The 14270-nt window shown below is 45.2% G+C and carries 12 protein-coding genes; 2 read left to right on the top strand and 10 right to left on the bottom strand.

Translation table 11 applies throughout. The features are described 5' to 3' along the window. The first annotated feature begins 177 nt into the window (after positions 1–177). On the top strand, positions 178–576 hold the full coding sequence (locus B2337_RS01170; RefSeq protein WP_292414388.1) for a type IV pilin protein: 399 nt from the start codon (positions 178–180) through the stop codon (positions 574–576). A 71-nt stretch (positions 577–647) separates the two neighbouring features. Here B2337_RS01170 and B2337_RS01165 read toward each other — a convergent pair whose 3' ends face one another. From B2337_RS01165 to B2337_RS01125, 9 genes are all read right to left on the bottom strand, one after another. After that, positions 648–4286, bottom strand: a complete 3639-nt coding sequence (locus B2337_RS01165; RefSeq protein ID WP_292414389.1) for a retention module-containing protein — start codon at positions 4284–4286, stop codon at positions 648–650. 197 nt (positions 4287–4483) lie between these two features. Then, positions 4484–4939 carry a hypothetical protein gene (locus B2337_RS01160; RefSeq protein WP_292360358.1) on the bottom strand — a complete coding sequence of 152 codons (456 nt, stop codon included), beginning with the start codon at positions 4937–4939 and terminating at the stop codon, positions 4484–4486. Next, complete coding sequence (gene slmA / locus B2337_RS01155; protein ID WP_292360360.1) at positions 4900–5514, bottom strand: nucleoid occlusion factor SlmA; 615 nt, start codon at positions 5512–5514, stop codon at positions 4900–4902. Before slmA ends, B2337_RS01160 begins: the two co-directional genes overlap by 40 nt. Then, on the bottom strand, positions 5511–6416 hold the full coding sequence (argB, locus tag B2337_RS01150) for an acetylglutamate kinase (protein WP_292360362.1): 906 nt from the start codon (positions 6414–6416) through the stop codon (positions 5511–5513). Before argB ends, slmA begins: the two co-directional genes overlap by 4 nt. 110 nt (positions 6417–6526) lie before the next feature. Continuing rightward, on the bottom strand, positions 6527–8827 hold the full coding sequence (locus B2337_RS01145) for a phosphomannomutase/phosphoglucomutase (RefSeq protein ID WP_292360364.1): 2301 nt from the start codon (positions 8825–8827) through the stop codon (positions 6527–6529). Positions 8828–8847: 20 nt separating this feature from the next. Continuing rightward, the gene (gene dut, locus B2337_RS01140) at positions 8848–9303 is read right to left on the bottom strand and encodes a dUTP diphosphatase (protein ID WP_292360367.1); all 456 of its coding nucleotides are present in this window, start codon (positions 9301–9303) and stop codon (positions 8848–8850) included. After that, a complete protein-coding gene (gene coaBC, locus B2337_RS01135; RefSeq protein WP_292360368.1) occupies positions 9284–10504 on the bottom strand; it encodes a bifunctional phosphopantothenoylcysteine decarboxylase/phosphopantothenate--cysteine ligase CoaBC in 1221 nt (406 codons plus the stop codon). Before coaBC ends, dut begins: the two co-directional genes overlap by 20 nt. Beyond that, entirely contained in the window at positions 10501–11835 is a 1335-nt protein-coding gene (locus tag B2337_RS01130) for a YhjD/YihY/BrkB family envelope integrity protein (protein WP_292360369.1), read from the bottom strand. Before B2337_RS01130 ends, coaBC begins: the two co-directional genes overlap by 4 nt. A 35-nt stretch (positions 11836–11870) precedes the next feature. After that, entirely contained in the window at positions 11871–12629 is a 759-nt protein-coding gene (locus B2337_RS01125; protein ID WP_292360371.1) for a Nif3-like dinuclear metal center hexameric protein, read from the bottom strand. 72 nt (positions 12630–12701) lie between these two features. On the opposite strand from B2337_RS01125, the gene B2337_RS01120 reads away from it, so the two are divergent. Then, complete coding sequence (locus B2337_RS01120) at positions 12702–13376, top strand: DUF4126 domain-containing protein (protein WP_292360373.1); 675 nt, start codon at positions 12702–12704, stop codon at positions 13374–13376. Here B2337_RS01120 and B2337_RS01115 read toward each other — a convergent pair. Beyond that, positions 13373–14206, bottom strand: coding sequence for a CheR family methyltransferase (locus tag B2337_RS01115; protein WP_292360375.1), 834 nt, complete (start codon positions 14204–14206; stop codon positions 13373–13375). The genes B2337_RS01120 and B2337_RS01115 overlap by 4 nt on opposite strands. Positions 14207–14270 lie beyond the last annotated feature (64 nt).

The raw sequence follows: 14270 nt of genomic DNA, 5'->3' as shown, positions 1-14270 counted from the left end.
GCTGTTGTGTGTGCAATGGCTTCTTTTCAACGAACAGATTCGGTAGCAGCTCATCTTAATGATTCATTTACTATATAGATTCGAATATGAGATCAATACAGATGCGGATGGTATATTAAAAATAGTAACGACTATATGGCTCAACAGAAATGATGCGTAAATGATTTAGGAATACCAATGAAAAATAAGTTTGTCGGTGGATTTACCCTGGTTGAATTAATGATTACTGTTGCAATCATTGCTATCATCGCTGCAATTGCTTATCCATCCTATCAGGAGCAGGTTAGAGAAACTCGAAGATCGAATGCTCAAGCTGATTTACTAGAGCTCTCCAGTTATATGGAACGTTATTACACTGAACGTTTTACCTATGCTGGTGCGACTACTGCAACATTACCTTTTGATGAATCCCCAAAACAAGGTAATCCCAAATTCTATGACCTTGATCTGCAAAATGTAGGTGCAAATGCATACACATTAAGGGCCATCCCAAAAGGTGGTCAGGCAGGTGACCGTTGTGGCACCATGACACTCAATGAAGTTGGTCAAAGAACCCCTGCAAATGATTGTTGGTAAAAACCTTAAACCCATAAAAAAACCCGCTTAACGCGGGTTTTTTTATTGTTTAAAACAGCTGCTGGTTAAGGTTAGCTATCTACATTCACATGGCCATCCTGCACCAGTTTATTGATAATTTCAGCCTGTTGCGTTGAGGCATCAAAGCCACCGACGCCTAAATCAGCGAGTGATTTACCCTCAAGCGTAATCGTCTGTGTTACATCACTCGCGTCAGGTTTGAGTTCAATCACAATATCCGAACCATCTTCAGTAATCGAAATATAATCCGTTAGATTACCCGACTCTTCGCCGACAAGGATGTCTGAAAAATCCAGAACATCACCTTCTGCAATATTAAAATCCGTAACCGTATCATTCGCAGGGGTTCCAGCGACACCGTCGTCCCCGGCATTCCAGACAAAAATATCTTTGCCTTCACCGCCGGTTAAAATATCATCGCCTGCTCCACCGATAATTAATTCATCTGCATCTGTTCCGAGTAATTCATCATTGGCATCGCTTCCTGCCAACTCAGCGTAGGCAGTAGATGAAATATCCACGACTGTACCGTCATCTGACACAAAGGTTAAAGAACCCTCAATAGAATTGATTATCTCAGGGGTTAACGGGTTATCAGAAACCAACGTTAATGTCAGTGGTTGATCATTTTCAACTTCGATTTCAAATGTTCTGTTTGGAAAGCTGATCACAGGATCGTAACCCAGAATGTCGACACCTAGGGCAAACAATTTAGTTGCATCAATTTTAACAACACCAGCATTACCATCCGTATCAAAAGCAGCTGATGCCAGAATACTTAAATCATACTGATAGTAAGCATTTTCGATATTTGGTGTTAACGCGACATTATCAATGGCAATACCATGGTTATCAGTTGATGAACCAATTTCATTGAAAACTAACGTGTTACTGCCATCAAAGCTTCCGCCAATGACGGTAAAGTTAACCGATTGCCATGTAAGATTATCGCCATCAATCGTTGCAATCACTTCGCCATTCCAAATGACTTGCATAGCGCCCGAGTCGGCGTTATTAGCCATTTTTAATGCTTTATCAAGATAATCGAAGCTTAACGTATACTCCAAACCGTCCACTAAACCGGATATTTGTTGATATATTGCACTGTTGCCGGGTGTGGCCCCCAAGTCCATATAGTGGCTGCCATCGGTTGTACCTAACTTACCATGTCCACCGGAATGCGGCTCCATCGGAGGCATTGAATCATCAACGAGTTGCCAGCCGGTAATCGATTGCATTGACACCAGTTGACCACTGCCCGCCAGGCTTCCTTCAGCGACGCCTGAAACGATATTTCCATTGGCATCAATGCCATTTATATCCTCAAAGCTGCCATTGACAATAAAGTTAGTTGAGCTTTCAATTAATGTTTCACTACCAATGCTCATTTGTAATGAGATTGGTGTTTCAGCAATTGCCGGCAGAATCGAATATTCAGCTGCAAAAGTTGTTGTGTCGCCATCCCCATCTGTCACGGTTAGTTGAATGGTTTCAATAGCAGGTTGCTCGACGCCTGACGTCGATTGATATTGGTAGTCGCCTTGTTCGGTTACGCGAATAAAGCCAAATTCTGTGTCGACTGATTGAGACCAGCCATCATTACCAAAGATAAGAACCGTGCCATTGATAGCACTTAATCCACCGCCATCGGCCCCAACATTAAAGCTGAATTGTCCTGAAGTTGATTCTCCAGAGGCAGTCTCCTGTCCAACATAATCTGTAGCAGAAGGGCCATCGTCATTAAAGGCAATGATAACGCCAAGATCAATACTGGCATCTGCCGTATCACCATCGCTATCAGTGACGGTCAGTACCGCATCAATGGCTCCCGGATTAATGGTTGCCGGTGTGAGTAACTGCAATGAGTCGGTAGGATCGTCATGAAACACGGCCCTTAACTGCTCAAGCGTTACCAGGCCAGTCTGATCAATGGATAATGTAAAGACGACCAACGTATCAGAGCCATCGTTAATAAATCCTTCAACCACACCGGATTGGGGATCATCATTTTGATAGCGTAAAGACACCATTTCTCCGGTTTCGGTATCATTTAAACCGGTGGCTACACTGGTATCGATATTTAAAGAATATTCAGAACTCCCTGCCCCATCGGCCCCATACTGTGTCGAAAAGTAATTACTTATATCAAGGGTCGCAATGGCTGCAGTTGCATCATCACCATCAGCCAGTAAATTTTCGTTTACTGTTAAGCCTTTGGATTTTATAAACTCTACGTTAATGTTGACGTCATTATTATCTTGATCACCACCACCAATAACATCCTCCCAGTTCTGATTTCCAGGATTTTCATTACTGTTTAAGTATTGATAGTTATTCAGGTTTAATTCCGAGTTATCAAATAATGCAGGTGCTTTGTCGAAATTACTTATTAATGCGACACCATCACTTGTCACTGCTTGCCAGCTCCCATTCGGTAGCTGTTCAAAGGTGACTTCTGCTCCATTTTCCAACTCTGAGTTCAACCGGCCACCGTTGGAAATAATAAAAAATCCAATATCTTCCGGGTTAACACCCTCAACCTGAACAGTGGAGGAAATATTCTGTTTCACATTAGCAAACAGCACGACACCGGTGGTAGGCTGACCGTTTTCCCCTTTAACATAATAACCATAGCTGTTGTCGTAACCAGCAGATATGGAACCCAAATTAGTGATCTGCATCTCAAAGCCCATTTCAGGCTGTGTAGCAGAAACTAATGGGGCGTCATCCGTAATGGATACGTCGACATTAGCAGAGTCACTTAAACCATTAGCATCGGTTACAACAATTTCAAAACTGTTGCTTAATTCATTGTCATTGTCATTGTCTGGTTGAGCATGACCGACTGCGTTATTCAGTGTATAACTATAATTAACTGTATAAGTGCCATTCGGATTAAGCGTAATATCCGTGATACTCAGTGTATTACCAGCTCCGCTTGTGAGCGTTGGAAGGTTGTTTACGATATTGCCATCCTGAATAATGGGTTCTCCCCCAATGCTCAGGGACTCCACACCTGAAGATGCGCTCACCGTAAACATTCCTGTTTTTGTCAATAAACTGCCATCAGGATCGGTACCGGAACTTAAGTTTTTCTCAGCAAAATTGAGTTGATCCGGAGAAAGGATTGAGATTGAGGATTCAGGTGGTGGCGGCGGATTTGGTGAGTCCGTACCATCACCAGAGTCCGTTCCAACCAGATTAAGTAGCTGCTCTTCTTCCGGGGTTGTAAAAATAATGCTGGGGCCAATCGTTTCAAATCCCGCTTGCGGGGTAACTCGTGGAGCAAGATAGTCCACTTGAACCGCATCGCTTCCACCTTCACTAGCAGGTTGCGCACCAGGACCAGCAGCCGTCGGGTCAGCAATCTGTGTTGGATCCTCGCCAGCTAATAACGCTTGTTGAATAGCTTCGATATCATCCAGGTCATCTGCTAAAGGTGCTGGGCTCTCTGATTCTGCAATATCAAGTTCAAATGTTTCGGTGTCAAGAACAGCTTGAGAGTTACGCCCCAAGTCCATCACGCTACCATCAGGAAATTCTATTTCAATAGCGCCAGCCAGACCGGTTGTAATAATCTCGTTGGGGTAAACCTTGTCACCAACCTGTAAATTTCTAACTGTCCCATCGACTGCTGTAGCAGTTGCAGTACCAATTAAGGCTGAAATAATACCGGCTTCTGTAGCCATAATGCTTCTCCGATGAAATGCTGCTTCCTAGGCCACCAAGAAATACGCTGACCAACTTTGCAGATAGTCTCCCACGACAATGACCAGCGATCTACTGTACGTTGGTACTAAATATTGAATAATTTTGAAAAAAATTTTTCATTTATTTATGCAAAATTTCAGCCAGATAAGATTTTTTAATTGATTAGTGGTTATTATTATCCTAAATCCCCAGCAGCAAAATGGTTAAGCATATCGGCAACTAAACGTCTTGGTAGCCAAGCCTCGCCATCATGTACAGCACGAATGGCTTTAACTAACTTGTCATGTTGTGAAGGTGTTATGTAGCCCCTCGCTCTGAACCCAGTTGCTTTGAGCTGTTCAAAATCCGGCGTTTGATCTGAAAGAATAATGGTCTGATTTTGCGGAAGATTCGTTGCCAGAATCAGACATAAAATATCTGTATTTATTCGATCATGGTGTTGTTCCAACACGGTAATGTCAGTGTTAGCCGCTTTTATTTCCAAAACAGCTGAATCAATTGTGTCGGGATCAATCACAGTAATATTCAGATCTTCATTGCCAGCCACATTAATCAGACTGGGTATTGAAAGACCTAACACCACCACATTGATCATGCGTATGTCCTGAGTATCGGGTTGATGAGTTGCCATTGTTGCTCCCACCCCTGAAGTGGTGACTGACGGAATCCACTACGAACAAACTGCTGAAGACGCCCCTCAACAATACTGAGTAATAGATTAGCCGTCTCATTAACGGGTCGTCCGCCAGCCTGAGTCAACGTTAGTTCCCTTTCACGCAGAATTTGCCGGAACTGTGTTTCCAGCCGGTCAAAAAATTGACTGACTCGTTGGCGGAGCCGCTCCGTTTCGCCGGTTAATGCAGTTCCAACGAGTACACTACTGATACCCGGGTTTTTTGCGCTGAACCCCAGTATCAGCGCCATAATTTTTTCACATCGGGAAACTGCATTATCATCTTCATCAAGGATTCTGCGGATAAGGCCAAAGACCGTATCTTCTGAAAACTCGATAAGCCCTTCAAACATTCTTGCTTTACTGGGGAAATGGCGGTAGAGCGCCGCTTCAGAAACCTCTAAACTTTCAGCTAGCTGTGCTGTGGTAATGCGTTGACCGGGATGGAGTTCCAGTTGCGTTGCCAATGCTTCCAGTATGGCTTGATGACGCGACTGTTTATTCAGGGCGCGTGTAGATTTTTTTTCTGTCATCGACCGCCTCCACGAATCAGCGTACCAACACCCTCATCCGTAAACATTTCCAACAAGACAGCATGCTGTACACGACCATCGATGATGTGTGAACTGGTCACCCCTGCTTGAACTGCATCTAATGCACAACCGATTTTAGGCAACATTCCACCGTAAATGACACCTTCCGCAATTAAATCATTGACTTGTTTTGCATTCAAGCCCGTGAGCAAATTTCCGTCAGCATCCAGTAGCCCGGGCGTGTTTGTCAATAGGATCAACTTTTCAGCCTGCAAAACCTCAGCAATCTTGCCGGCAACCAGATCGGCATTGATATTATAGGATTGTCCATCCTTGCCCACACCAATTGGGGCAATGACCGGAATGAAATCACTATGAATCAACATATCAATGACACTGGTATCAATACTGGTCACACGTCCGACAAAGCCCAGATCAATAATTTCTGGCGCATCAATGGTGATGTCCTCTGGTGAAGCAAATTTCATTTTTTCGGCAAATATCAAACTGCCGTCTTTGCCTGTGAGGCCAACAGCGCGTCCACCATGATTATTGATCAGGTTAACAATGCTTTTGTTCACCTGACCGCCAAGCACCATTTCCACAATATCCATGGTCTCGGTATCAGTCACCCGCATGCCGTTGATAAATTCAGATTCTTTGCCGATTTTTGCCAATAGTTGGCCGATTTGTGGGCCACCGCCATGCACAATGACCGGATTAATACCAACGGCTTTCAGTAACACCACATCGCGTGCAAAACTATTTTTCAATGTTTCATCAATCATGGCATTACCACCATATTTGATGACCAGTGTTTTACCGGAAAAACGTTGGATATAGGGCAACGCCTCAGTGAGAACCTGAGCAATATGTGACGCTTTTTGTGTATTCAAACTCATTAAAAATTTCTTCCTTGTCCCGCGCGTTATAACCCGGGAATTTTTTATTATTGTTACTTATGCAAAATAACGACCAACTTGAATTAATTTATGCCGTAAATACCATAAGTTTAAAAATTCAGACTTAGATTAGGTTTCACCTGCAACATCTGCTGAATGAATTGCTGCTTTATCTGTTCCAAATCTTCTTCTGTTTCTGCCTCAAATCGCAATGTTAAACCCGGCACCGTATTCGAGGCTCTCACAAGGCCCCAGCCTTTGCCAAAATTAACGCGTACACCATCAATTGTAATAACGTCAGCATCATCAAACTGCGCATTCTTGATAAATTGTGTCATAAACCGACGGCATTCTGCCGTATCTAAATCAATTAAAATTTCTGGAGTGTTGAAACTCTGCGGTTGCGCAGCAAAAATTTCGGTTGCTCCACGACGTTGAGGGTCATCGGCAATCAGTGCCAGTAAACGGCCAGCGGCAAATAAGGCATCATCAAAACCATACCAGTTATCGGCAAAAAAGATATGCCCGCTCAACTCTCCAGCCAATTTGGCTTCATGCTTTAACATTTCGGCACGAATTAACGAGTGCCCGGATGGGCACATCATGGCTTTACCACCCGCTTTAGTAATAACCTGCTCCAATAATCCGCTGCTTTTAACGTCGTAAATAATAGTTGAACCTTTATGACGTTTAAGGATATCGCTGGCAAATAACATCAAAAGCCGATCCGGCCAGATAATTTCACCTTCGCCGTTGACCACACCCAGCCGATCACCATCCCCATCAAATGCCAGACCAATGTCAAGATGTTTATCACGGACCAGTTTGGAAATATCCTGCATATTCTGCGGGTTAGCCGGATTAGGATGGTGATTAGGGAAATGGCCGTCAACATTGCAATACAGTTCATGAACATCGCAGCCTAGCGCTGTTAACAATTTCGGAACAACACGTCCGGCAATACCGTTACCACAATCCACCCCCACCTTCAGTGGACGGGATAAAGTGATCACCTGTTTCACTTTTTCAATATAACTGTCAATGATATCGGCCTGACGCAGCTGTCCTTCTCCATCATACAAACGAGAGTTCTGTATTCGGTGATAAATCCCTTGAATCGCATCGCCTGACAGGGTCTTATCATTTATGACAATTTTCAGACCGTTGTAGCCTTGTGGATTATGGCTGCCGGTAACGACTACGCCGCAATGTGTTTGCATATGCTGAGAAGCAAAGTAAACCAATGGCGTTGGTACAGCACCTATATCAGTAACATCACAGCCACTGGCCAGAATGCCTTCAATTAACGCATCGCTAAAACTTTCACTGGAAAGCCGTCCGTCACGCCCTACGATAATTCTTGTCTGCTCCTGGTGTTGCGCCTCGGTGCCTATCGCCAGTCCCAATACCCGCATGATAGGTTCACTGAGCTGGGTACCCACAATACCGCGAATATCATAGGCTTTAAAAATAACGGGTTTGATGTCAACGGGTCTGACTCTGTCAACGGCTTCTGTTTTACTGATTTTAGGTGCCGCGACCCGGATCACTGCAGGTGTTGGTGTGTTATCAATATTGACCTCATTTTCCACATATTCAACAGGCCTGGGCCGAGCTCCGATCTGTGCGTGTTTTTTAGGTCTTAACGTACTGAATCTGTTTATAACCAGCCAGCTTAAGACAAAGATAATAATGCTTAACATGGCTAATGCAGGCCAGGCAGCTGATTTAGGCACTCGATCAGCCGGCCAGAAAGCTAATCGCCAATAGGCACCCGGCAGAGCCTGTGTATAAATACGACTGGATTGCTGAAATTTACTTTCGCCCTGCTCCAGCAGTGTTAACCAGTTTTGAGCGCCCTGCTGTAAAGCCAGATTTCCTGAACCAATTGTTAAATAGCGTTCTCTGAGTTTATTCTCCAGTTCTGTTGTCTGCAGTGTTACCACCAGATATCCAGCATTATCATCCAGCTTTTTAGCCAGCAAAATATGCGCCTGGGGTGTGTTTGGCTGCATAACCGCTATATCAGCTATACCCTGTTTTTCTGCCTGACGAAGACTGTTAATCGTACCAAAACTGACGGGAATACAGGCTTCGGATGTCGGAGCAGAAGGTATGGTGGAAAATACACACGCGTTCGATGCATCAGTCCAACCATAGGCAACCGGATCTTCTGCATCTGCTGCGGACATCCCAACAAAACGCTGCTGCCAGACTTGCAACAGATCGGTAAGCCCGGATGCAGCCAGCGCCAATTTTTCAGTTTGTTTTTGATTAAATGCTGTTAAAGCAGTTTGTTTTTGATAATCATTGATCCAGATTGCTACCGCCAATCCTGAAACCAAAATCAAAATTATCAGCAAAATGGCCAGAGAGCTTAGCCTTCTGCGAAAGATTTTCAGATTTTGCAAGGTTAACAGCACCGTTGTGCTCAGTTTCTGCCAGTATGACCAAAACCACCACTGCCGCGCTCGCTGGCAGTGAATTCGGTAACCTGTTCAAAACCAACCTGAATGATTGGAACAAACAGCATCTGTGCGATACGTTCACCCACAACTATTTCAAATGGGGTATCACCGCGATTCCAACAGGAAACAAAAATCTGCCCCTGATAATCACTATCAATCAGGCCCACCAGATTACCCAGCACGATGCCATGTTTATGACCCAAACCTGAACGCGGTAAAATCATCGCAGCTAAAGCAGGATCATCAATATGAATGGCAATCCCTGTAGGGATCAGGATAGTTTCACCAGGATGTAACGTCAGGTTTTCGTCGAGGCAGGCCCGCAAGTCCATGCCTGCCGATCCCTCTGTCGCATAATCAGGAAGCTCGATCGACTTGCCCAATCTCGGGTCAAGTATTTTAAATTGAATTTTTTGCATGGTAGCGCTCTGTTATTACTTTTATAAGTTCGCGTGCAATTTCAAGTTTCGGAGCTTCGGTCAAAGACTTATGGCCACCCTCCCAGAAAATTTCCAGCGCATTATTCTCCTGACCAAAAGCCAGTCTATCGCCCACTCGATTCGCTGCAATTAAATCCAGACGTTTTTGCTGTAATTTCTGCTGTGCATATTGTTGCAAATCGTCTGTTTCTGCAGCAAAACCGACGACCAGTTCAGGTCGGTTATCACTGTTAGCAACCGTATTAATAATATCGGGATTCAATTGAAGTTGCAGTGTTAAATCATTATTAGTCGATTTTTTTAATTTTGCCTGTGCCTGATGTGCGGGGCGATAATCAGCCACTGCGGCACAACCGATAAAAATTATCGTTTGGGTTAGATACTGCATAACGGCGTCATACATCTGCTGAGCTGTTTCCACATCCACACGATTCACCCCATCCGGCGTCCCCAGAGCCACTGGCCCGGAAATCAGCGTAACATTTGCCCCGGCTTCCACTGCCGCTTGCGCCAATGCATACCCCATTTTTCCTGAACTACGGTTGGCAATGAAGCGCACAGGATCAATAGGTTCATAAGTAGGACCTGCCGTAATTAATAACTGTGTTCCACTGAGCGGGCCAGGTTGAAGTTTTGTCAGCAGCAGAGACACAATTGCATCAACCGCCATCAACCGGCCTTCGCCCTGTTCACCACAGGCCTGATCACCGCTTTCCGGGCCAAAAAACTCAACGCCGCGTTGTTTTAACAGCTGATAATTCTGCTGCGTAGCAGGGTGTGACCACATCTTATTATTCATGGCTGGCGCCAGTATCAGCGGCGCTTCAGAGGCAAGACAGACCGTTGAGATCAAATCATCAGCATGGCCATGCGTCAGTTTTGCCAGACAATCTGCGGTCGCGGGAGCAATCACTATCCAGTCTGCCCAGCGCGCCAGTTTAATATGCCCCATTGCCGCTTCTTCATCAGCATCAAAGAAATTCAACGACACCGGATGACCACTGACAGTCTGCATGGTGAGCGGTGTGATGAATTGCGTCGCCCCATGACTCATCATCACCCTGACCTCAGCCCCGTGTTCTTTTAATCTACGCACCAGATCTGCCGCTTTATAAGCGGCGATACTGCCAGTAATACCCAGCAGAATATGCTTGCCCCGAAAAGCATTGCTCCCAATCATGCTTTATTTTTACCTGTGGCTAAATCACGCAAACTCAAATCATCCAAAACGTTTTCCTGTGCCTCACTTATTTCGGTAAAGAATGCTTCGATACCCGGCTCAGTATGTTGTTGTAATTTTGAAATACCGACTTCTTCAGCACTCCGTAAACTGGCCAATATGTCACTGACACGGATTTTGCTGACATCGCCAGCCAATGTATAGGAAATTTTATCGCCAGCCACTTCCACCAGAAAACCACCTTTCTCTAACATACTGAGTAAATCCATCAGGTTTTCACTGCTTAATGCTGTCAGCTGCTCCAGCTCAGTGACGGTATATGCTGGCTGTTGCTCACAAAACCGACGAGCCATAATTGTCATTAACCACAAACCTTTTTTCTCGCGTAAACGCGGGCTCAAAACCAGTGTTTTTCCACCCATCAAGACAAATTTAGGATGCTGCAGATAAAAGGCGACCTGCGATCCAGTCAGTAGAATATACCAGCCGAGATAAAGCCAGATCATAAAGAAAAACAGAATAGCAAAACTGGAATAAATTGCCGTGTAATTTGATGATGAAGCAACAAAGGTGGCAAACAAGGTTCCCAGACCAATCCATAATGCACCGGCTACCATTGCACCACCAAGTGCAGGCCCAAGTTTCACCTTGGTATTAGGAATAAAAGTGTAGAGAAAGGTAAAGGCAAGCACAATCATGAAATAGGGTAATAACTTGCTCATTATCAGTAACAACGTACCGAATGGTTCTATCGATTGTAATGTCTGAACCACATCATGATTCATTACGGTCGCAGCAAGGCCTAAAGCCGAAAATACCAGCACGGGTCCAATCATGACGACACTTAAATAATCGGTAAAACGCCTTGCCAGGGTCCTCGGCCGTTTCACTCGCCAGACATAATTAAATGCACTTTCAACTTTCTGCACTAATGCAATAATCGTGTAAAACAACATACCCAGACCAATTGATCCGAGTACACCGACTTTGACATTTTCCACGAAACCAATAATGTTGGAGGTCATTTCTGCACCACGTTCACCAAGTGGCGCCATGAAATTCAACAAGACGGGTTCTATCTGATTATGCACTCCAAATGCTTTAAGCACTGAGAAGGCCACAGCAATTAACGGGACCAAAGACAGTAAAGTGGTAAACACCAGACTCATTGCCCGTAAATTTAATTCGCCGGTCGATAATTGCCTGACCATCACGTATGCCACTCGTACAAAGTGGCGAAACACACGTTTCATTTTACTGGCACTTTCGGCAGTTTCCTGCCAGAGCTGAACCTGGAAGAAATGCTTAAGCCTGTCTATATAGTCATTCATATTGGTTACCATCCTGATGGCAGTTCGTTTATCCATTAAACCGGATTATCAATATCGATAAAATGATGTTGCAAATCAAAGTGCTCCGCAAGATGCTCACCTAAGGCCTTGGCGCCATATCGTTCAGTGGCATGATGCCCCGCGGCAATGTAATGAATTCCAAGCTCCCGGGCTAGATGCGTGGTTTGTTCTGAGGCTTCCCCGCTGATAAAGGCATCCAGACCTAACTCTGCCGCCTGCTGAATATAACCTTGTGCGGCTCCTGTACACCAACCAAGGGTATTGATATCGCGATTATGGCCGGCAATCGTTGTGGGCTCACGTCCAAGCCGGTTGGCAATAAACGATGAAAATTCACTTAACGATTGCGCCACTTTTAAACAACCGCACAACCCAATAGCGGGTTCTCCGGTTCCTGAAATACGACCATCAACTTCAAGATCCAGTATTTTGGCTAACTGCGCGTTGTTACCAAGCTCTGCATGCGCATCTAAAGGTAGATGGTAGGCAAACAGATTAATATCCCGGGTTAACAAGGTTTTTAAGCGCTGGTATTTGAGCCCGGTAACCGCTGGCGCTTCACCACGCCAGAAATAGCCATGATGTACCAGTATTGCATCAGCATTATTGGCTACTGCTGCATCCAATAAAGCCTGACTTGCCGTGACACCGGTCACCAGGATGTTAATCTGCTGTTTACCTTCGACCTGTAATCCGTTTGGACAATAGTCCTGAAATCTTGATGGTTCCAGTAACTCATCAAGATAGGCGAGCAGCTCTGTTCGGGTTATCATCCAAATTACTCCACATAAACTCCAAGGTCTGATTATCCAGACCCTCGCCACTATAACAAACAGGAGTCTTAAATGGATGCTGTGAGTATTATTGCACTGAGTATGGGGGCCGCCTGGGCCAGTGGCATCAACCTGTATGCTGCCGTTTTTATGCTCGGTTATATGGGATCAACAGGTCATATTGTCTTACCGGATGAGTTACAGGTACTCAGCGATCCATTAGTGATGACCGCCGCCGCTGTCATGTATTGCGTAGAGTTTTTTGCTGATAAAGTTCCGGGGGTCGATACCGGCTGGGATACCCTGCATACCTTTATCCGTATTCCGGCAGGAGCCATGTTGGCGGCCAGTGCTGTAGGAGATGTCAGCCCCGCAATCGAACTTACAGCGGGTCTGCTGGGAGGCAGTCTGGCTGCAGCCACACATGCCACTAAAGCGGGTAGTCGATTACTGATCAACACCTCACCAGAGCCATTCAGTAACTGGGGTGCCTCCGTAACGGAAGACTTGCTGGTGATTGCCGGCCTGTGGACAGCGCTTACTTATCCAATCTGGTTCCTGGCCGCGCTTGTTATTTTTATCGTGTTAATGATATGGCTACTGCCGCGTTTATGGCGGTTAATCAGAACAGTATTGCAATATATCGGAAGTTGGTTGGGGTGGTGCGAAAAACCGGAAACATCCTCTACAGCGAAAACTGCCGAACCGACAATGGTGAAGTCTGTAACAGATAAAACGGAAAGTTAACGGCGACGATATACCACACCATGCGGCGTGCGTTGCAGGTCAAATGCTTCGGTATAGCCGCTAATAGTCTCAGATGCCCCTAAAAACAGGTATCCGCCCGGATTCATTGCCTGGGCCAGTCGGGTCAGGATGTCCGTCTTGCGTTGCATTGAGAAGTAAATCAACACATTACGACAGAAGATCACATCAAAGCGGCCGAGACCAGTGTAGTTCTGTAACAGGTTCTGTTCTCTGAATTGCACCCGCTGTTTTATTTCATCAGTAATTTGCCAGCGTCCTTCGAGCTGTTTGAAAAACTGTTGGCGTCTTGCCGCAGAAAGTCCCCTGACCAACGCATGTTCCTCATAAACACCTCGCCGGGCCAAAGCAAGCATACTGTTAGAAATATCGGTCGCAATGATCTGCGTACTTTTCAGGCGACTGTCTGGTTTCTTGCGTGTGTATTCACTCAAAATCATGCTGATGGTGTAGGGTTCCTGGCCTGAAGAGCAGGCCGCCGACCAGATTTTACAGGGTGAAGTAATCCGGGTTTCCAGGTCAGCCAGAGTCATCTTTTCAAAGACTTCAAATGGTCCACCATCTCTGAACCATGAGGTTTCATTGGTCGTCATCGCGTCGATGACCGAATCACGTAAATGACGTGGATGACCACGTTGAATGGCGTTTAGCAGATCGGCTACCGACGGAATGTTCTCATCGCGTAATAGTTTAGTGAGGCGGCTGACAATTAAATATTGCTTACCATCACCTAACACAATGCCGCAGGCTTGTTCCAAAAAAAGTCTAAACCGTTCGTAATCGGCCTGACCAATGTCGTTTCCTTGTAACATACCTGCGTTTTGCCCACCTTAATGATTCGGTCTATAGCATTTAGCGGTCAATATGCTTAAATGT

Origin of the sequence: Methylophaga sp. UBA3192, from assembly GCA_002363955.1 — a bacterium.
Classification (GTDB): domain Bacteria; phylum Pseudomonadota; class Gammaproteobacteria; order Nitrosococcales; family Methylophagaceae; genus Methylophaga.
This window is presented reverse-complemented; position numbering and strand designations above follow the sequence as displayed.

Excerpts from the sequence above, each read along its gene's own strand:
- B2337_RS01170 (WP_292414388.1), top strand. The coding sequence starts at position 178 with ATGAAAAATAAGTTTGTCGGTGGATTTACCCTGGTTGAATTAATGATT.
- B2337_RS01165 (WP_292414389.1), bottom strand. The coding sequence starts at position 4,286 with ATGGCTACAGAAGCCGGTATTATTTCAGCCTTAATTGGTACTGCAACT.
- B2337_RS01160 (WP_292360358.1), bottom strand. The coding sequence starts at position 4,939 with ATGGCAACTCATCAACCCGATACTCAGGACATACGCATGATCAATGTG.
- slmA (WP_292360360.1), bottom strand. The coding sequence starts at position 5,514 with ATGACAGAAAAAAAATCTACACGCGCCCTGAATAAACAGTCGCGTCAT.
- argB (WP_292360362.1), bottom strand. The coding sequence starts at position 6,416 with ATGAGTTTGAATACACAAAAAGCGTCACATATTGCTCAGGTTCTCACT.
- dut (WP_292360367.1), bottom strand. The coding sequence starts at position 9,303 with ATGCAAAAAATTCAATTTAAAATACTTGACCCGAGATTGGGCAAGTCG.
- coaBC (WP_292360368.1), bottom strand. The coding sequence starts at position 10,504 with ATGATTGGGAGCAATGCTTTTCGGGGCAAGCATATTCTGCTGGGTATT.
- B2337_RS01130 (WP_292360369.1), bottom strand. The coding sequence starts at position 11,835 with ATGAATGACTATATAGACAGGCTTAAGCATTTCTTCCAGGTTCAGCTC.
- B2337_RS01125 (WP_292360371.1), bottom strand. The coding sequence starts at position 12,629 with ATGATAACCCGAACAGAGCTGCTCGCCTATCTTGATGAGTTACTGGAA.
- B2337_RS01120 (WP_292360373.1), top strand. The coding sequence starts at position 12,702 with ATGGATGCTGTGAGTATTATTGCACTGAGTATGGGGGCCGCCTGGGCC.
- B2337_RS01115 (WP_292360375.1), bottom strand. The coding sequence starts at position 14,206 with ATGTTACAAGGAAACGACATTGGTCAGGCCGATTACGAACGGTTTAGA.